The 18,157-nt window shown below is 48.0% G+C and carries 19 protein-coding genes; 5 read left to right on the top strand and 14 right to left on the bottom strand.

From position 1 onward, the window contains the following. Positions 1 to 77: 77 nt before the first annotated feature. Positions 78 to 332: a hypothetical protein gene (locus tag FD47_RS11575; protein WP_008212036.1), complete on the top strand. Its 255-nt coding sequence runs from the start codon at positions 78 to 80 to the stop codon at positions 330 to 332. 216 nt (positions 333 to 548) lie between these two features. Here the strand turns inward: FD47_RS11575 and FD47_RS11570 are convergent, their stop codons facing one another. The 4 genes from FD47_RS11570 to FD47_RS11555 all read right to left on the bottom strand — a co-directional run bounded on the left by FD47_RS11570 (position 549) and on the right by FD47_RS11555 (position 3,523). Beyond that, a complete protein-coding gene (locus FD47_RS11570) occupies positions 549 to 1,520 on the bottom strand; it encodes an alcohol dehydrogenase catalytic domain-containing protein (RefSeq protein ID WP_054735945.1) in 972 nt (323 codons plus the stop codon). Between the two features lie 216 nt (positions 1,521 to 1,736). Beyond that, a complete protein-coding gene (locus FD47_RS11565; RefSeq protein WP_054735947.1) occupies positions 1,737 to 1,973 on the bottom strand; it encodes a hypothetical protein in 237 nt (78 codons plus the stop codon). A gap of 127 nt (positions 1,974 to 2,100) precedes the next feature. Next, positions 2,101 to 3,048 (bottom strand): phosphoglycerate dehydrogenase, encoded by a 948-nt coding sequence (locus tag FD47_RS11560; protein WP_054735949.1) that lies wholly within the window; start codon positions 3,046 to 3,048, stop codon positions 2,101 to 2,103. Positions 3,049 to 3,058: 10 nt separating this feature from the next. Continuing rightward, complete coding sequence (locus FD47_RS11555; protein ID WP_054735951.1) at positions 3,059 to 3,523, bottom strand: NUDIX hydrolase; 465 nt, start codon at positions 3,521 to 3,523, stop codon at positions 3,059 to 3,061. A 432-nt stretch (positions 3,524 to 3,955) separates the two neighbouring features. Between FD47_RS11555 and FD47_RS11550 the strand changes: the two genes are divergently transcribed. Further along, positions 3,956 to 4,312, top strand: a complete 357-nt coding sequence (locus FD47_RS11550) for a hypothetical protein (protein ID WP_054735954.1) — start codon at positions 3,956 to 3,958, stop codon at positions 4,310 to 4,312. Positions 4,313 to 4,404: 92 nt separating this feature from the next. Here the strand turns inward: FD47_RS11550 and FD47_RS11545 are convergent, their stop codons facing one another. Then, a complete protein-coding gene (locus FD47_RS11545) occupies positions 4,405 to 5,880 on the bottom strand; it encodes an MFS transporter (protein WP_056980700.1) in 1,476 nt (491 codons plus the stop codon). Between the two features lie 135 nt (positions 5,881 to 6,015). Here FD47_RS11545 and FD47_RS11540 point away from each other — a divergent pair, with 135 nt between their 5' ends. Together FD47_RS11540 and FD47_RS11535 are read left to right on the top strand one after the other, a co-directional pair. Continuing rightward, positions 6,016 to 6,516 (top strand): GNAT family N-acetyltransferase, encoded by a 501-nt coding sequence (locus FD47_RS11540; RefSeq protein WP_054735956.1) that lies wholly within the window; start codon positions 6,016 to 6,018, stop codon positions 6,514 to 6,516. 194 nt (positions 6,517 to 6,710) lie between these two features. Further along, positions 6,711 to 7,541: a matrixin family metalloprotease gene (locus FD47_RS11535; protein ID WP_054735971.1), complete on the top strand. Its 831-nt coding sequence runs from the start codon at positions 6,711 to 6,713 to the stop codon at positions 7,539 to 7,541. 104 nt (positions 7,542 to 7,645) lie between these two features. Here the strand turns inward: FD47_RS11535 and FD47_RS11530 are convergent, their stop codons facing one another. From FD47_RS11530 to FD47_RS11510, 5 genes are all read right to left on the bottom strand, one after another. Next, the gene (locus FD47_RS11530; RefSeq protein WP_054735958.1) at positions 7,646 to 8,497 is read right to left on the bottom strand and encodes an alpha/beta hydrolase; all 852 of its coding nucleotides are present in this window, start codon (positions 8,495 to 8,497) and stop codon (positions 7,646 to 7,648) included. A gap of 74 nt (positions 8,498 to 8,571) precedes the next feature. Further along, the gene (locus FD47_RS11525; protein ID WP_054735960.1) at positions 8,572 to 9,363 is read right to left on the bottom strand and encodes a CPBP family intramembrane glutamic endopeptidase; all 792 of its coding nucleotides are present in this window, start codon (positions 9,361 to 9,363) and stop codon (positions 8,572 to 8,574) included. Between the two features lie 116 nt (positions 9,364 to 9,479). Next, positions 9,480 to 10,274: an alpha/beta hydrolase fold domain-containing protein gene (locus FD47_RS11520; protein ID WP_054735962.1), complete on the bottom strand. Its 795-nt coding sequence runs from the start codon at positions 10,272 to 10,274 to the stop codon at positions 9,480 to 9,482. A gap of 184 nt (positions 10,275 to 10,458) precedes the next feature. Continuing rightward, a complete protein-coding gene (locus FD47_RS11515) occupies positions 10,459 to 11,415 on the bottom strand; it encodes a beta-galactosidase small subunit (RefSeq protein WP_054735964.1) in 957 nt (318 codons plus the stop codon). Beyond that, positions 11,402 to 13,306, bottom strand: a complete 1,905-nt coding sequence (locus FD47_RS11510) for a glycoside hydrolase family 2 TIM barrel-domain containing protein (protein ID WP_056980699.1) — start codon at positions 13,304 to 13,306, stop codon at positions 11,402 to 11,404. Before FD47_RS11510 ends, FD47_RS11515 begins: the two co-directional genes overlap by 14 nt. 391 nt (positions 13,307 to 13,697) lie before the next feature. Between FD47_RS11510 and FD47_RS11505 the strand changes: the two genes are divergently transcribed. After that, positions 13,698 to 14,336, top strand: a complete 639-nt coding sequence (locus tag FD47_RS11505; RefSeq protein WP_054735974.1) for a bifunctional 2-keto-4-hydroxyglutarate aldolase/2-keto-3-deoxy-6-phosphogluconate aldolase — start codon at positions 13,698 to 13,700, stop codon at positions 14,334 to 14,336. A 97-nt stretch (positions 14,337 to 14,433) separates the two neighbouring features. On the opposite strand, the gene FD47_RS11500 is transcribed toward FD47_RS11505, so the two are convergent. From FD47_RS11500 to FD47_RS11485, 4 genes are all read right to left on the bottom strand, one after another. Next, entirely contained in the window at positions 14,434 to 14,946 is a 513-nt protein-coding gene (locus FD47_RS11500) for a DUF1836 domain-containing protein (protein WP_054735966.1), read from the bottom strand. Between the two features lie 20 nt (positions 14,947 to 14,966). Further along, the gene (locus tag FD47_RS11495; RefSeq protein ID WP_056980698.1) at positions 14,967 to 15,833 is read right to left on the bottom strand and encodes a DegV family protein; all 867 of its coding nucleotides are present in this window, start codon (positions 15,831 to 15,833) and stop codon (positions 14,967 to 14,969) included. A gap of 268 nt (positions 15,834 to 16,101) precedes the next feature. After that, a complete protein-coding gene (locus FD47_RS11490) occupies positions 16,102 to 16,470 on the bottom strand; it encodes a hypothetical protein (RefSeq protein ID WP_054735968.1) in 369 nt (122 codons plus the stop codon). Between the two features lie 36 nt (positions 16,471 to 16,506). Further along, a complete protein-coding gene (locus tag FD47_RS11485) occupies positions 16,507 to 18,078 on the bottom strand; it encodes a glycoside hydrolase family 30 protein (RefSeq protein WP_056980697.1) in 1,572 nt (523 codons plus the stop codon). Between the last annotated feature and the right edge of the window lie 79 nt (positions 18,079 to 18,157).

Here is an 18,157-nt window from a genome sequence, read left to right as displayed (position 1 = left end):
AAAGTGTCAACCCTAAGGGGTATTGTACGCTCTGGGAAATAATGATTTTTTGACAGAATTCAGGAGATTAACGACAAATGTTTGAAGAAAATACGAATTATGACTTATTCCGCAAACTCCACCCGCGTTCCTTTTCTGAGGCGCTGGTTGCTAAGTATGCCAAGTCCGAATTAGAGAATCGCGCCGCCAACGGTGACGGCGAAGCAAAGATGTTGCTGGCCATTCGTGCAAGTGAATTACGGGAAGAAAACCGCTCAATTAGACCCGCTGCTCGTCAAAAACCGCGAGTAGCTTCCCCGGTGACCTTTATTTTTCGCATGCGGCTCACTTAGTTTGACTGATGACGCGTCGGAATTGGCAATGGCCCTTCGATGCTTACCGTTTCGTTATTAACACAGTAATGTATTGATTTTCGGCTTTAATGGAGCTGAGATATGGCAGATTTTAACCATGTCTCAGCCCCTTTTTGACATAAAAAATGAACCCAAAATGACACTTGGGTCCATCCGTTAAAATCCTTGTTCACTTACTTTTATGAAAAATTAAGTTCAAAGTGTCAACACAATTTTGCCCTTCACGGCATTTTTTTCCAAGTCATAATGGGCATTGGCAGCTTCATCCAACGGCATTTTAACCAATTCGTCATCCAACAAAAAGCCGTCGACCATTCGCTGATTCAATAAGTGCGCCGCGTCGGTTAGCTGATTAACGGTCGCATGACTCATGACAAATCCCCGGATGGCCTTATCAGCCGTGTAGAATTTGCGAACATTGAAGGTAAACTGGTCATTTTCAGGAGCGGTAATCAACCCGATCATCCCGCCTTGGTTGAGGATATCGATATTATCCTCCAGGGCAACCTTTCCCGAAGTGTCGACCGCAAAGTCAACCCCGGGGATTCCGGATTCTTTTAATTGGCCGGGAATCGATTTGGTGTAATCCAGAACCGCATTACTACCAAATCGGTCCATCTTATCAAAATCAGCCTGATTGCTCGTTGTCACGACTTTTAAGCCCATTGTATGCGCAATTTGGACCAGCTTGGTCCCCACATGACCGGCAGCACCTTCAACCATGATGGCCTGCCCGCTCTTCGCATGAAATACCTGGTTAATTAGAATGGCAGCAGTTGCTGAAGAATGAACCGTTGCAACCAACTGAAGCGGATCGACTTTATACGGAATATGAAAGAGACGTTCTTCCGGAACGGCAGCAAACTCACTGGCAACCCCCTGCCGACCGTCATAGCCCATCGAATTTGTCCCAGCCATATCGCCAACTTTAAAGCGATCGACATTGGTCCCGACTTCCTGAACCTCACCGACGGCATCGCGCCCGATCACAAACGGAAACGATAATTTTGTTGGAAATCCACCGGAACGCACGAAGGTGTCGACGTGGTTGACGGCCACGGCCATCACCTTGATCAACACATCGTCTCTCCCAATTTCCGGTTTCGGCAGATCCCCAATGACAATGTTTTTGGGGCTACCGGTTTCATTAATATAAGCGGCTTTCATGTATAGGTCTCCTTTCACAATCATTCAACAACTCACCTTCATTATATTCCGGAATGAGTTGGGATTTGTCATAAATGCTTAGCCAATTAGGCAACAAAAAAAGGCGGCTGGCCATAAAAGTGCCGAGCCACCCACCAAACATGCAATTGTGCTTGTTCCTAAGCTTATATATGCCAACATCAATCAGTAAACTCAAGGATGAAAAAATATATAAAATTATGAACGCCATTGAATCTTAAACGATTGGGGGCCATCAATTGAATCAACCTTTTCAACGTCACCATTAACTGGGGCGTGATCGATCAAAAATCCTGGATACAAATGATTGGTAAAATTAAACTGATAGGCAAATCCCGCCTTTTCCTTCTTAGCCTTCATCACACCATAGCTTCCGTCTGACAATTTAACAATTTGTTCCTTTTTCTTATCAGGATCAACATAGATTGTTGTCATCTTAGCACCTCCACTTTTATTATAGCAGGGTGCGTCACAAACAGATTACTTTTACATAAGAAATTCCTAACGGCAACAAAAAAGATTACCCGGATACATGTCCAAGCAATCTCAAATTGATCATGGTTCACGACTTATTTTTAACCTGATTAACCGGCCATTGCGGGGCCTGCCCATCCAGCACCCGAACAACTTCACTAGCAGCGTCAGTGGCCATCCGCGAGAAGCTTTCGGTGGTACTCGACCCGATATGCGGCGTCAGTACCACGTTGTCAAACTGAAATAACGGGCTGTCCAATGGCAGCGGTTCGGATTCAAAAACGTCGAGACCGGCCCCAGCAATTGCGTGATTGCGCAACGCGGCGACTAACGCATCGGTATCGATCAGGCCACCCCGTCCAAGATTGACCACCACACTGCTTGGCTTCATTTCAGCCAGTTGGGCGGCACCGATAATGTGATGGGTCGCCGAATTATGAGCCAGGTGCAGGGAAATCACATAGGATCGTTTCAAAAGCGTATCGAGATCCACAAACGTGCCGTATTCGGATTCCTTTGGTGAACGGTTGTAAATCAGGATGGTCATCCCCAACGCGCTGGCCTTCTTGGCAACCCACTGGCCAATCCGACCATAACCGACAATTCCCAGGGTTTTACCGGCTAAATCAAAACCGCGGTGGCGCAGCGCGTAAGTGTAGTCACCCTTGCGCATCTCCATAGAAGTCTTGGTTAAATTTTTTGATAAATCAAATATGTGCGCCAAGGTCGTTTCGGCAACGGTTTCGGCGTTGGCCTTTGGGGTGATGGTGACCCAGACGCCGTGTTGGGCAGCCGCATCCAGATCCACGTTGTCATAGCCCACCCCATGACGGGCAATGATCTTCAAGTTGGGCATTTGTGAAAGCACGGATTCCCCAATGTGATCAACGAACAAAATCATGCCGGCCGCGTCCCGACCGACTTCCAAAATATGATCAGCGTCAGTCCGATCAACCTCGACTAGTTCAAGATTGTGTTCACGCAGGTACTGCTTGCCGTCTTCGGACAACGACTTTGGGACAATAACTTTTTTCAATTTAAAAACCTCACTTCTTTGAGTTAAAATAGTCGGCCGCGTACGCCAACATATCGGCCGTCTGCTGGTTCAATAACGGTGGCAGATTGTCAAAATCAAAGTAGTCCAACCGCACCGTTTCGTCGGTTTCAGCGCTTAATAGCTGACCGCCAACCGGTTTGACGTGATAGAGCGCATTGATTGTCTGCACCACGTCTCCGTTTGGATAACGGGTTTCCCCCTTATCGAAAATCTTCATGAAATTGACAATTTCAACGTCCAGGCCGCTATCCTCTTTGAATTCGCGGACACAAGCCTGGGCATACGTCTCGCCATATTCCAGATAACCGCCGGGAAGACTCCAATTGTGCGTGTCGGTTCGAAGATTCAGGAGAACCTGTCCCTGATTATTTAGTAGAATTCCGCCAGCCGTGTTCAAAATGATTAGCGTGTGGCCCACCAATCCTCTGATCATCGAAATGTAGTCCTTTGCCATTTGTATTGATCATCCTTTCGTTAAAATATCGTTCTTACTGAAAAGTGTGCACGTCTCAAAAGAATATGGCAAGTTTTCCGCTACTTTATTTACGGTCGGGGAACCCTCACCTGATGATTTCCGGTCAATTTCGAGAATTCTGACTACCAACAGTCCTAAAAAGCCGCTGGAGGGCCGTTTTCGATTAAAGGATCTGATATACCAGAATCAAAAATATCGATTTTGATGTTTTTTGATTTAGATAACGGTTACAGTAAATTAGTTTCGAAATCCTTTATTTGTCAACGTTTTCATAAATGTTTTCACTTGTATTTTACTAAAAAGTGTTTAGAATGATAATTGAAGATGAGAGGGGAAAATTGATTACTGACATATTAGTTACCCCTTCAAAAACTGCCCCTACTTGATAAGATAAGAAAGGAAGCACCTATTATGACAAACACAACTGATTGGAAAACCGCCCTTAACTCAGAAAAAGACTTTAAGAACTTCATTACCGATTACTTCCAAAAGCACGAAGAACTGACTGGTAATTATGAAAACAGTTCTTACTATGAATATTACACGGTTCGTTTGGACAGCCGTGATGGCTTGATTATCACGCTGACCACTGGCTTGAACACCACAGGTAATACCGGCATGAGCCCAATTCCATTTAAAGATGTTGAAAAATTGTCGATCGAACAGTTCCGTCAACTGATTCTTCACAAGAAATTCGCTGACATGCACACCTCACTGACTGACGTCTTCAAGACCGTTGCTGGCGTTCCGGATGCTGTAAACGAATAGTTCAAATAACGTCAAAAGCGGCCGGCACAAAACTCACGTTTTGCGCCAGCCGTTTTTTGTCGTCTCTTTTGACAGGCCATGACTTTTCATCGTTATTGAATAATCTTCCGGTTAGGATCCAACCAATTAATCACAATCACGAGAATCAAAATAATCACAACGCTTATAAATACCCCGTGTAATCCATGCAAAATAATTTGGTCAATCATCAGATGATGGGCCACGACTGTCTGGTGGCTGGAACTAATCACGCCGTTGACCTGAGAAAAATGAATTCCATCGTGGAGGTTCAGGCGAATCACCAAGTTCAAAATCGCGCCATACAACCCGGCCATCACAGTTTGCCCCAGGGAACGTCCCAGTGTCAGAATTGACGTGGCCGATCCAACCATGTTGGGTGCGACCAAGTGCTGGCTGAGAACCGTGTTCATACTGATTACAATTCCCATGCCGGTCCCGTTGAGCATGGCGATCACGTAAAACGCCCAAACCGGGAATGATCTACCGGCAAAGATCAGGCAGAAATACCCCACCAGCATGATTCCGATCAAACTAATGGCAATTCTCTTGGGAACGAATTTGGCAATTAAGGGACCGACGAAGAATGACGCAATCAACCACATAATCGAACTCGAGGTCACCACTAACCCAGCAGTCGTCGCCGAGACATGGTACAGCGACTGCAGCCAAATGGGAAAGTAGACCTGGTAGCCGATTAAAACCCCGCTCAAAATGGTTGCCGTCACAATTTGAATGCTAAAGGTCGGCGAACGAAACATTGCTGGTGACAGTAATGGGTCGGCAAACCGATGCTCTTGAACAATCAACCGCCAAACCCCAAAAATGGCAATTACCAGTAAACCTGCGGCGTAAAGCGGCTGGGTATCCAACAGTTGAATGGCCAGCAGTAATCCGACTAACCCAATAGCCAACCAAACAATGCCAAGCCAGTCAATGGTCAACCGGGAATTGAAGGCCCTGCGTTCGTGGTAGCCGAAAAGGACCAGTGCAATGACCAAAATTCCCAAGGGGACGTTCACAAAGAACACCCAGTGCCAGGACAGCCGATCAACCAAAAAGCCGCCAATTAAGGGGCCAACCAGCGCTGATAGTCCCCAGGCCGTATTATTGAACGCCAGCACATTGGCCCGCTGTTTAAAGCTAAAGTTATCGGCAATGATTGTAAAGGTCAGGGGCATCACTGCGCCGGCCCCAATTCCCTGAATTCCTCTGGCGACAACCAAAATCAAAATTGATGGTGACAGGCCGCTTAGAAATGACCCGCCGGTAAATACAATCCCTCCCCAGAGAAATACATTTCGCCGGCCCATTGAGTCGGCTAACTTCCCGTAGATTGGGGTCGTGACGGCGGTTGTTAATAAGTAGGCGCTCATAATCCAACTTTGAAACGCCAGGCCGTGCAGCTCACTAATAATGGCCGGCAGCGCGGTGGTTACGATGGTCACTTCCACCGAGGTCATGAACGTGGCAATAAATACGGCGACCATGATCAGCCACCGCTTGTTGTGGACTGGCTGTTGCGTTAAGTCCGCGGTTTTATTTTCCATAAGACAATCCTTCTCTCTATCAAACCATCCATAGAAAATATTACCATTTTCGGGTAAAATAATGAACAATGCCTGAAAACGGATGGTCAGTTTCACCGCCGTTTCAGCCCTAATCGATTATAAGGAGTCCTCACTTTGAAAATTCATTTTGACACCGCCAAGCCAACCGAGCTGGCGGCCATCATGCGCATTGAGCACACCGGCTTCACCCCGCAGGAAGCGGCAACTAGCGCCGCTATGGCTGATCGGATCAGATTCTATCCCGATACGTTCATCACCGCAAAAACCGAAACAGATCAAATCGCCGGCTACATTGTTGGCCCAGCCTTTGATCACCGTTACCTGACGGACGAACTGTACGAAAAGGCAGCTCCCAACAATCCCAGTGACCCTTACCAAACCGTCCTCAGTTTGGTAGTTGATCCCGCTTTTCAACAGCAAGGAATCGCCAGCCAGCTGCTGAACCAACTGGCGGCCGTTGCCATCCGCCAAGGCCGAAAAGCAATCACCCTTACCTGTTTGGCAAAATTAGTGTCCTTCTATGAACGGAACGGTTACAAAAATGAGGGCGTCGCCGATTCCGACCACGCGAATGAAACCTGGTTCAACATGGTTAAAACGCTCAGTCAAAACTAACGACCGGTTCTTGGCAAGCGAGTGCTGCCATCTTTAACAGCAGTCGCCCCTCTCTTGGTGGTCCAAGTAGGCTAGCCGGTGAAATTTCCTTAAATTTACCTTGTCCCCAGTCAGTGTTGCTTGAACCCTTATGACAATAGTGTTATTATGCCACTAACTTGAAACGGTATTTATGTAAGGAGCAATTCACCTTGATGACTAAAAAAAGCTTGATTGCCGCTGTACTAGCATCCCTGACATTTGCAACGGCGCTACCTGCCACATTTCTAAGCAGTCCGGCTCAGCCCACCTACGCCAGTTCGGCAAAGGCCGCGGCCGGCTCAACAGTGGCCCGGGCCGTTAAGAAAACTGGCGACCTAAACCCGTCCAGCAGCGTTCAGCATTTTTCCAAAGCCACTTACACCAAGTATTCAGCTTACTTTGATAAGCAATATAATGTTGATCGGATGAGCAAATCGTCTGTGTTCACCAAGCACCGTGCAACCGTGTACACCCCGTCATCTCAATTACGGGGGTATTTGGCAGCGTCGATGAAGACTTGGAATAAGTCTTTGGGAGCCACCGTCTTTGCGACCGGGACTAAAGCCCACCACACCATCACCGTGAACTTCGGCACCGGGGGTAAAGATGCCAGCGAGTGGGATGGCCTGTACAAGACCAATAAACTTTACGTCAACAAGCGCCATTTCTATAGTCCCAGCTACATGCTGACCGTTTTGCAAGCAATCAGCGGCCATAAGGTATCGGCACCTAAGACTGCCGCTGATAAGGCCGCGTATGAAAAATACTACATGGGATTCTGGGAAGCAACCATCACCCACGAACTCGGTCACAGTTTGGGACTGGACCACACCCCTTACCAGGACGATATTATGTACGCCCAATCCGGGGATAGTTCCAGCAGCATCAAGTATTCATGGACCACTTCGAAAGCCGGTAACGGTACGGTGGCCGCATTGACCAACGTATTATCAACCCGGGATGTTAACCGCGCCAAACTAACCAAATTACTGGGTTACTGGTGAGAATCAGTGCCCGTTTCATAAAATAATCAAAAATTCAAAACAGCGTCGCCATTAATCAATCCGATTAACGGCGACGCTGTTTTGAGTTGCGTGACGATTTCAATTTATTTTAAATGCGTGTTCAAAAAATCAATAATGATTCTGGCGATCTCTGGCTGCATAAACAATTCATCCATGTGCTGAGCACCCTGCAATTCGTACAAATCCGCTTCAACGCCGTGGCCAATCAGATCATCGTATAATGACCGACTGTCATCAACGGGAACCACTTCGTCTTCGGTGCCGTGGAGCAGCAGGAAAGGCACCGTTGACTCAGTGATAAACGTGTGCGGATCGGCCTGGGCAACCAACTCAGGATTATCTTCCGGTTCGCCGCCCAATAAATTACGGTAGACAAAGTCGAAGTCCGACGAAGCACTATTCTGCTTGGCAGACAGTGGATTGACCACGCCATACCAGGGAATGGCGGCCTGAACGACACTGCTTTGATCCAAGTAATCACCAACGTCAAATTGCTTTTGCCCGTTGGTTACCGCCAACATACTGGCAAGGTGGCCGCCGGCGGACTCGCCCATCACCGCGAGCCGCTCGGGGTCAATTTGGTACTTGTCAGCGTGGGCCTTAATATAGCGAATGGCCGCCTTGGCATCGGTCAACTGAGCCGGCCAAACAGCTTGGTTGCTATTGCGATATTGAACGCTCACAACCACAAAGCCGGCGCGAACAAAGTCAACCAGATTTGGCAAATGAACGTTGTGATCGACAGCCATCCAGCCGCCGCCCCCAAACCAAAAGATCGCTGGCAAGGCGTGCGGCTGCCCTTCAAACTGACGAAGAACCGTCAGTTGCAGATCCATGGTTGTGTGTCCCAGCCAGCCGGGAACCTGCGCGTAAGTCACGTTAGTATCCTGCCAGAGACCTGGCCGAGACGTTGAAAGATGAAGTACTTTTTTCATGGTTAATTCCTTCCCTGAACCGTATTGATACGACTGGTATCGTTTTAATTATACCTGACAAACTGAAAATGGTTTTACAAAAGCGCATTTGATTTTATCCGATTGAACTGGCGATCATACCCCCACATAAAGAGAAGGCCAACTGCCAAAACCGGCAGCCAGAGAATCAAGAATGGCCCCCAGGGACTGCCCTGCCCACTCAGCACACTGGTGGGAATAGTCGGCTGCCAATCAATCAAAAAATGAATGCCAATAATCCAGACCAGTGAGTTAGTTGCCAGGCGAATCGTCACAAATAAGATGCCGAGAATCACGGCATAACAGGCCTGTTGCGCGGTTACCTGAAGCCCCTGCCCGGCTATCATGTTGGTGAAGTGCAGCAGACCAAACACCATTCCGGACGTGACCGCCGCTAACGTCCATCGATATCGAAAATGACGGAAGCGCATGGCGAAGCCGGAGAAAAGCAGGCCCCGACAGGTCATTTCCTCCAACATCCCAGCTGACAAAGCAACCAGGGTGTTGGCGATGAAAAACGGCGACTTCACCATCCCAATCAACCGATATGGGAATCCGCCAGCCAATAGTAGCAGAACTAGCAACGCAATAATGACGCCCAGCATGATTTGCAAGAATCGCGTCATTTTTATCGGGCTTACCAAAATCCGCTGGCCATTTAATAAGCGAAGCCCCACGCCGACCACCACAGCGGCATACGCAAACCGAATCACCGCCCGGCTGTAAATCGAAACAAGGCCGGTCCCCTGAAATCCCTGTCGGGCCAGGTAACTTATGGCAAATAAGCCGATCAATAACCCAATCGCCCAGCCAACCAGTTGTAGCCACGAACCCCGTGTTTTTTCCAAACAATCTCCCTCTTTCGCATTTATCGAATACGTTTAGGGTAGCACAAAGGCCGGGACCCGCCAATCAATCGATTGACGATCCCGGCCACGAGATAAATGATATACCAATTTGATAGTTAAACGGTTCGATCAAGGAAGCTGACCACGTCGTCCCAAACGTCATCCAAATACCCCTTGGCATGTCGACTCCCCGTCAGCATTCTAGTCGTATAAGGAATCTGATGTTCAGCGAGCGTTTTAGCCATTGTTAACACCCCGCTGGTCGGCACAAATTCATTCAGTGAATTGGCCAAATACATCGTCCCGGTTTGATCGGTGACCCGGTGATACGGCGTTGCTTCTTCATACTGATCAGTTCGACCATTAAAGTAATTGGTAACGAACCATTTATAAAACGGGTCGTTGGCTCCGGTTTGGTTGATGTTGGCACTAGCCGTCGAATTGAAGCCGCTGGTGTCCCCTTCCGCAGCGACCACGTCTTCATGCTTGCCAAGCCAATCGTCAATGTCGAGAATCCCCGACAATGACACAATCGGAATTCCATATTTAATGGCGAGTTCAACGACCATGTTGCCGCCAGCCGATGAACCAAAGGCCCCGATATGATCGTGATCAAACGGCAAATCGGATTGTTTCAGCCAATCAAAGAGCCGATCCATATCCTCTAAAGGGGCTGGATAAAAAGCCTCCGGCGTAATTCGGTAGGCTGGGGTGACCACTAAATACCCTTCCTTGACGAAACGTTCCGATGAATCGGCATCTTTTGATTTATTACCCCGGAACCAACCGCCACCGTGAATATCAATCAATGCACCGCGGGCTTGCTGCACGTCACTATCATAATAGATATCCGTTTTTTGATGGTTAACGGAATCGTACTCAACATCGGTTTTTGTTACTAAATGAGCCATTTTGAAATCCCCCTCATGACAATTTAAATTCAGTTAATTAGTCATCACCAAAAGTATCTACCGGAATTCTCCAAAAATCAAAGAAAGCGTCCCGTCAGAATTCCACCCAAAAACGGCCTGCCATCCCTTAAAGAATCCCTCTCTCGGAAGTGGCAAGCCGTTGTTTCGTCATTTATTTGATGAATTAAACCCGTTCAATCTTAAATGTCAGGTCAATATCCTCACCAGCAGAAATGTGGTAGTCGGACTCGACATCGGCTCCCCAACTGTCAATGCCGCCAACGCCACGAACGGCGCCAAGAATTGAAACCACTGTCCGTCGCGGTAAAGGTAATTCTTCAATGTGGGTCGCGTTTTCGAATTCTTCAGCCGTATACGGCAACGCGCTGAAGGCAAATGGCTGGTCAACCTGGGCAAATTTCAGGCTAAACGGTACCTTCGAATTGTCCATGTTACTTTTGACGGAGTCGCGGGTGATGGTCACCCACTTGGTTGCCATATGAACGCCGTTGTCCTGCGGGACCAAATACTTGGCAACCGGTAAGCCATCAACGTGGTAGACGCCAGCTTCACCACCAGCCATGCGATCCGGGTAAGTTTCGCCAGAAAGCCCTTCATAATCAAACCTGGTTGCCGGAGTTGGCATGATAAACCGCATCCCAAAGACTGGCAGTTCAGGCAGATTCTGATTGCCCGTGTAATGGGCATTCACCAGAATGCTGCCGCCTGGTTGGACGGTGTAGGTCACGTCAACCGGAGTCGCCGGAACCGTATTGGTTTCAAAATGGAAGACTACCGCAACTTCGTCAGCGTATTCATGATTGGAATACTTGTTATTTTCCGGAGCAATTGGAAAATCAATGAGCTGCCCATTAATTTTAACGTCAATTGATTTAACGGTGCTGAACATGTCGGCCCCCAACCACTGGGCGGATTTTACCGAAAAACCATTTCCCCGGTCGTTATCGGTGGTTGCCCGCCAAAACGTGGGCTTCGGTTCTCGGTAACACCATTCCTTGCCGCCAATTACCAATGACTCAATGCCGCCGCGACCATAGTTAAAGATGTAGTGAAAATCATCGCCACCAACGCCAAGGGTCCCATCGCCATAAATGACTTTTAACTGATTAGTATTTGCCATAATAGTATTTTACCTCCTGCATTGCTGGTTTTTCTGTCCGGTCGGCAAACATCAATCCGTCACCGGAGAATTCGTAATCGGATACCCGATCGTCAAAGTCGCCACCGTATCTGAGCACCTTTTGCCCGGTAACTTCATCCTTAACTTCAACGGCTTGATCGATGAAGTCCCAGATAAAGCCGCCCTGATACATCGGGTACTTGTCAAATAGGTCCATGTACGACTTCATGCCGCCAATCGAATTTCCCATATCATGCATGTATTCACAGAGAATAAACGGTTTTTGCGGATTGTCATCCAAGTACTCGGAAATTTCCTTCGGCGACGCGTACATCCGACTTTCAACGTCAGAAATCTGCGGTTTGTACTTTGGATTATGGAAGACCCCTTCGTAGTGAACTAACCGCGACGGGTCGACTTTCTTATAGTAGGCATTCATCGCCGCAATGTCGTCACCGGCATACGATTCGTTACCCAGAGACCAGAAAATAATGCTGGTGTGGTTTTTAAAGGTTTCGTAGTTATTCCGGGCGCGATCCAGAACCGCCTGCTTCCACTGAGGTAAAGATCCTGGGACATTATCCGAAGGCTCAACGGCCCCGTTTTTCTGCCAAGTACCGTGAGATTCAAGGTTGTTCTCAGCCATCATGTAGATTCCGTTGGTGTCGCACAAATAGTACCAGGAAATGTGATCCGGATAGTGGCAGGTCCGAACGGCATTAATATTGTTCTTCTTGAAAGTGGCAATATCGGCTTTCATATCGGCCATCGTGATTGTCCGGCCAGACTTGGCATCCCACTCATGGCGGTTAACCCCTTTAATGAGAAGCCGCTTGTTATTGAGCATAATGACCTTATCCTGGTTGATTTCGATTCGGCGAAAACCAAACTGGTAAGGAATCACTTCAAGAACCTTGCCAGACTGGTCGGTCACCGTCAGCGTTAAGTTATATAGGTAGGGATCATCGTTGTCCCAAAGATGGATCTGATCAAATGGCGTGTCGGCAATGCGATCGTCGCTTTCGGCAGTTGCCTTGGTTTCATAAACCGGCTGGCCGTTGGCATCGGTCACGTTGAGCTGAAGTGTGGCCCCAGCTGGATTGCCCGCTAATTTGGCGCCAACCTGTAACTTACCGGATTTAAAATCGTCATTAACGGTTGGTTTGATTGAAAGATCCTCAACGTGAACCGCTGGCTGAGCGATCAGCGAAACATCCCGGAAAATTCCGAAGAACCGGAACATATCCTGATCCTCCAAGAAGCTCGCAGTACTGCGGTTAAAGACTTCAACCGCCAAGGTGTTTTCGCCATCGGTCAGGTATGGAGTCAAGTCAAATTCATGCGGGGTAAAACTATCCTCGGCATATCCCAAGAAGTGCCCGTTCAGCCATGCGTACATGGCCGTTTCCACGCCTTCAAAACGAATTCGAATATCGTTACCCTGCAAAGCGGGATCAACGGTAAACTTTTTGACGTACTGGCCAACGTGGTTATCCTTAGCTTCGCTAAACATCCCCAATTCCTTTTCGTTGGGTCCCATCGTATAAGCCGGCCGGCGATAGGCCTTGCCTTCCCAAGGATAGAGGGTGTTAATGTAGTGAATTTGATTGTACCCGGCAAATTCAACTAACCCGGGCACCCTTAACGTATCAAAATTACTAGAGTCAAAATCGGCTTCGTAAAAGTTTAATTCGCGGCTCTGAGGATCCTTCGCGTAGGCAAACCGCCAGTCACCGTTCAGATTCTGAACGTAGCTGCTGTGCTTAGCGTCAGCTTCGTCGGCCGTGCGATAAAATCGATGATCACTATGGGCTGGTAATTCGTTAACCCGGAAAACTTCCGGATCGTCCAACCAGCCAATATCTGCTTGAGTTGCATTTTCATGACTCATAAATCACTCACGCTCCTATTTTTAGAAATCAAATGCTATCCTTAATGTAAGCGCTTTATACGGTTTTGTCAAATTACTTTTAATATGTTTAGTCATTATTTAATTAGTTTTAATTTACGTTGCAGTCATTTTGCATGAAGATGATTGCGGTGGTCGCACTTGGAACCATTTGGCGTCGAATGCACTTATTTCCCCCTCACCAACTATTTCCATGAAACGCGGTAACCCCCCCTCCCGATCCCAAGCTTCAGCGCGAACGCTCAACTCATTCGGACATTTTGGGGAAAATGGTTGCGTTTTCCAAGCCAAAGTAATATATTAATATATAGAACTGATATATTAATACGTTGGACCTGTTTTCAAACTGATTAAGGAGATTATTACGATGTCAATGAATCGTTTAAACAGCTTAAAGAAAATCGTGGCCGCCGGAATCATTGCGGTTGTCCGCGCTGACACCCCTGAAAAAGCCGAAGCAATCAGTAAAGCCGCCATTAAGGGTGGCGTTACCGGAATCGAATTAACCTTCACGGTTCCCCACGCTGACCAAGTCATCGGCAAATTAACTGAAGAATTGCCAAACGGTGTCATCGGTGCCGGAACCGTTTTGGATACGACGTCCGCTCGGCTAGCCATCATGGCCGGTGCCGGCTACATTGTCAGCCCAACATTTGACGCTGACATCGCCAAATTGTGTAACCTGTATCAGGTTCCCTACCTGCCAGGCTGCAGCACCATGCGGGAAATGCAGAACGCTTTGGAAGCCGGCTCAGACATTATCAAGCTCTTCCCAGCCAGCGTTGCCGGACCCGGCATGATTAAAGCTGTAAACGCCCCATTCCCACAACTCAACATCATGCCAACTGGCGGCGTTAACTTGGATAACCTGGATCAATGGTTTGCCGCAGGAGCCGTTTGTGTCGGTGCCGGTGGTAACTTAGTCGGTCCCGGTGAAACGGGTGACTATGACGGCGTTACCGAAAATGCGAAGAAATATATTAAGAAATTTAATGAAATCCGCGGTAACTAGCCGTGGATAAATAAATCCCGAGTGCGATTTAATTCAAATCGTTCTCGGGATTTTTGTTTACCATTAAAAAGTTAACCGATAACCGCGCGCCAGAAATTTATGAATCATGGGCATGCCGCGGTCTCAATTGGGCCAGCCGTTTCCGGGCTGACAGCCAAAACAAAATCGACTGGACAGCATCGTATTGCATAACCGTGACCGGCTTGGCCGATTTGATCGGTAACGGCCTGGGTTTTGTGAGCGGTGCGCCGGCCTGGGCAGCCTGCTCGTTGAACAATCTGACAAAATTATTATACCCATATTTCGGGGACCCATCTTCAAGAATTGCTGCCAAGCCATGTTGAATCTCAGTGAGTGAGAAAATGTTTTTCAGTAAGCCAACCACAATCGCCCCGGCCAGCTGAATCCGCTCGTAGCGCTTGTTAACCGGCGGCAGGAGAATCTTAGCCTTGAAATAATTGTGCAGCATCGTTTTAGTAAGCTGATCGCCAATAATCGGTTCAAGGTACTGGTTGGTTAACGTCAATAACTGATCCAAATGCAGTGAAAAGGTTGGCAATTTTTCCCATAATGGGAGCCTAACCGGTAATTGATCTTTATCCTGTGACACAGTACCCCCTCCATCCACGGTTATTGTGGCTCACCAACCTGAACGCCAACCCCGACCAATCCAGGACCGGTGTGCACGCCAAGTGCTGGTGAGACACTCCCCTGATATATTTTAAAGGAAGGAAACGCTTCGTGCAACGTTGCATAGACCTTTTTCATTAACGGCACGTCGGCTCCGTTGGCAACGCCCACGCGAACGTTTGGATGAGCTTTGAGCAAATCAGAAACCAACCCAACCATCTTGGAAATGGCTTTCTGTTCGGAACGGGCCTTGGTGATGGGATAATACACGCCGTTTTCATCGCAGGCAATGACCGGTTTGATGTTCAATAATGAACCCACCAGTCCGGCCACCCGACCGATTCGACCACCGGCTCGGAGGTACTTTAAGCTCGGAATGTAAAAGAAGGTGTTGCTGTCCTTAACCCCGGCATTTAACAGCTTGACCGTCTCAGCGTATGATTGGCCGGCGTCCAGTAACTCCTCGGCATAAACCGCGAACAGACCGCTGCCAATGCCGATGTTCTTGGTATTAACGGCCGTCATCTCAATGTCTTGAACTTCCCGGGCAACCCGACTCACCGTTTCAAACGTCGTCGATAATTTAGCCGACACCGAAATGCCGATAATATGCGTGTACCCCCGCTTTTTCAGATCGGCAACGCAGGCCTCCACGCTCCCCTGAGTCGGAGCGGAAGTCGTCGGCAGCTTTTCCGACACATTCAACTGACTGTAAAAAGCCTCAGGGGTCAGGTCAACGTTATCCCGATACGCCTTGCCGTTCATCATGATCAGCATGGGTGCCACGGCAATATTATCGTATTTGGCCAAGACCTCGGGTGGAACATCACAACCGGAATCTACTAAAATGGCAATCTTTTCAGACATGGATAGGCTCCTCTTAGCATACATAGTTTTTAATACTAGCTACATAGTATTGTATACTATGTAACCGTACTGTCAATACTACGAAGTCAAAAAGCTCGGCACCCGGATTTAAAAATAAATCCAGGGCCGAGCTTCAAAATACATAGTGATTATTTCGCCTTCAAGCCTGATGATCGCCCATCGCGGGGGCAATCAGTCGATCTTCAATCCGGTTAATGATAATCCGATTCATTTCAATTAATCAAATTTGCCATTGATGACCCTGGCATTATTCATCCCGGTTAATATGCGCGTTTGGCTTCTTGGCCAACATCTGAGAAAAGACGTCGGTCAGGGTTTCACTCTGATCTTCAAACTTCTTGTTCAAGATCAATTGACGAAAGTTTTCAACCGAAATGTGCTCAACATCCTTAAATGGTAGCGGGGCATTCACATCGCTGGTCTGATTCAGACCGGTCTTAAGGGTAATGATGAGTCCTTCCTTGCTATCAAGGGTAACCGTGTAGTATTCGTAGTAGCTTGGCGTTTCATAATTCCCAACAAGCTCTTGATGTTCCCTGAAATAGTTATTGATCCAATCGGCAAATTTCTCTTTGGAACCCAGCGCGTCTTTCCAATCTTGATTTGATTCTGACATTTTGATGACTTCCCTTCTCATCATTGTCCACTACAATTACTTTTTATCTTTATTGACACCCTTACCAGGCGCCTCATCATCAGCCAGGTTGGCTGGATACGGGTTCAGCTTAAACGCCTCATCTTCACGCGGGGCACTCTCGTTAACCGTGCCAAATGACTTGTGCAGAGTGACCGTTCCCCATGCAGGAACTGTGACGTGCTGCCAAGTGAGCGGCTGACCATTGACGGTAACAGCGGCTTCTAACGGTTCTCCTGACGGATTGTACAGATGAGCGGTAATGTCGCCGTTTGGTGCTAGGAAGGCAACTGATCCAACTCCACCGGTGTAGCCATCCTGAGTATAACTGGATGAGCCAATCACCGTTGAGCCGGGTTCAACATCCTGCCCAAAGTTTCGCAGCATGTAATATTCCAAGTTCCGTTGCACTTTTCCAGTCGTATGATCGATGGTGACAACCCCACGCCGGCCAGTTGAGCCAACCATGTTAGGCAGACCGCGTTCATCGAGGGCCATGTTCCACAGGAAGATTGACGACAGGCCGTGGCGGACCAGCCAGTTGCCGATCAGGCCAAACATGATGTGGGAAGCATCTTCTGGGGTTTCTTCAATCATGCAGCGCCGTTCGGTCATGGCCATCTGCCACTTCGGGAAGGACCGACTGCCCTTGAACAGGTTGGTGTAGGGACCGTCGTACGTATGGAATGCAAAGCCATCAAATGCATTGGCTTCTTCGGGGGTGATCTCATCAGCAATCGGCTTGTTCAGCACATTCAGACTACCATCCCAGAAATACATTTTGGTATCGGGGTATGACTTGTCCAAGGCTGGCCGCAGGTACTTGTACCCAAAGTGTGCCAGTTCAGGAATCTTCCAAATCATTGCTGGCCATGCCGCAGCGTTGGATGGCTCGTTTTGAATCGTGATGGCGTAAATTGGAATCCCTAACTTCTTATAGGCGTCCAGATAGTGAACGAAGTACTGAGCGTAGACGGATTCAAAGGTGTCCTTCTGATCGTCATAACCGTTACCGGTAAACTCACCAAATCGGAAATGACCACCCATCTTCAATTCACCGGTATTCTTCATCCAAGCCGGTGCCGACCATGGCGAGGCCATAATCTTAACGGCTGGGTTAATCTGTAAAATTTCCTGAACAACCGGCACAACGTACTTCAAATCCTTGGTGGCGTCAGGAGCACCCGGAGTGCCCTCGCCAATCGAGAATTTTGACAAGCTGGCATCGTGTTCGCCAAATGGCACGTCATCATAGGTATAGTATGGCTGGCTGGCAGGTTCACAAGAGCCCAGGGGAATTCGAATCGTCGAGAAGTTACCCTCTTTAGAATCGAATAATTCGTGGAGCAGTTTACGACGCTGTTCCTTGCTTTGTTTCCAAATCAAGGATGCGGCAGCGTCAGTAATTGCGGCGCCGGCACCGATCCAGTCTTGATGCTTATCAGAAGGGTCAATGACAATTTTAGCGGCGTCGCCAGCGTTATCCTGGGGCGTTGGGGTTTGAAGATGATCCCGCTTTTGGGAAAGATCTCCAGCAGTGGTAGTCCAAAACTCCGTTGGGAATAAACCGTTTTCAGCATTTGTTGACATGAATAAATCCATCCTCTCTAAACTAATTGGCTTTCATTGATATTATTTTGACTAGGGTCCGTCTGAAAACTTTATTTCA

The organism is Lentilactobacillus parafarraginis DSM 18390 = JCM 14109, assembly GCF_001435895.1.
Lineage (GTDB): Bacteria > Bacillota > Bacilli > Lactobacillales > Lactobacillaceae > Lentilactobacillus > Lentilactobacillus parafarraginis.
This window is presented reverse-complemented; position numbering and strand designations above follow the sequence as displayed.

Bases quoted from the DNA above. Each gene is read 5' to 3' on its own strand.
- FD47_RS11575 (WP_008212036.1), top strand. From the start codon at position 78: ATGTTTGAAGAAAATACGAATTATGACTTATTCCGCAAACTCCACCCG.
- FD47_RS11570 (WP_054735945.1), bottom strand. From the start codon at position 1,520: ATGAAAGCCGCTTATATTAATGAAACCGGTAGCCCCAAAAACATTGTC.
- FD47_RS11565 (WP_054735947.1), bottom strand. From the start codon at position 1,973: ATGACAACAATCTATGTTGATCCTGATAAGAAAAAGGAACAAATTGTT.
- FD47_RS11555 (WP_054735951.1), bottom strand. From the start codon at position 3,523: ATGGCAAAGGACTACATTTCGATGATCAGAGGATTGGTGGGCCACACG.
- FD47_RS11550 (WP_054735954.1), top strand. From the start codon at position 3,956: ATGACAAACACAACTGATTGGAAAACCGCCCTTAACTCAGAAAAAGAC.
- FD47_RS11545 (WP_056980700.1), bottom strand. From the start codon at position 5,880: ATGGAAAATAAAACCGCGGACTTAACGCAACAGCCAGTCCACAACAAG.
- FD47_RS11535 (WP_054735971.1), top strand. From the start codon at position 6,711: ATGACTAAAAAAAGCTTGATTGCCGCTGTACTAGCATCCCTGACATTT.
- FD47_RS11530 (WP_054735958.1), bottom strand. From the start codon at position 8,497: ATGAAAAAAGTACTTCATCTTTCAACGTCTCGGCCAGGTCTCTGGCAG.
- FD47_RS11520 (WP_054735962.1), bottom strand. From the start codon at position 10,274: ATGGCTCATTTAGTAACAAAAACCGATGTTGAGTACGATTCCGTTAAC.
- FD47_RS11515 (WP_054735964.1), bottom strand. From the start codon at position 11,415: ATGGCAAATACTAATCAGTTAAAAGTCATTTATGGCGATGGGACCCTT.
- FD47_RS11510 (WP_056980699.1), bottom strand. From the start codon at position 13,306: ATGAGTCATGAAAATGCAACTCAAGCAGATATTGGCTGGTTGGACGAT.
- FD47_RS11505 (WP_054735974.1), top strand. From the start codon at position 13,698: ATGAATCGTTTAAACAGCTTAAAGAAAATCGTGGCCGCCGGAATCATT.
- FD47_RS11495 (WP_056980698.1), bottom strand. From the start codon at position 15,833: ATGTCTGAAAAGATTGCCATTTTAGTAGATTCCGGTTGTGATGTTCCA.
- FD47_RS11490 (WP_054735968.1), bottom strand. From the start codon at position 16,470: ATGTCAGAATCAAATCAAGATTGGAAAGACGCGCTGGGTTCCAAAGAG.
- FD47_RS11485 (WP_056980697.1), bottom strand. From the start codon at position 18,078: ATGTCAACAAATGCTGAAAACGGTTTATTCCCAACGGAGTTTTGGACT.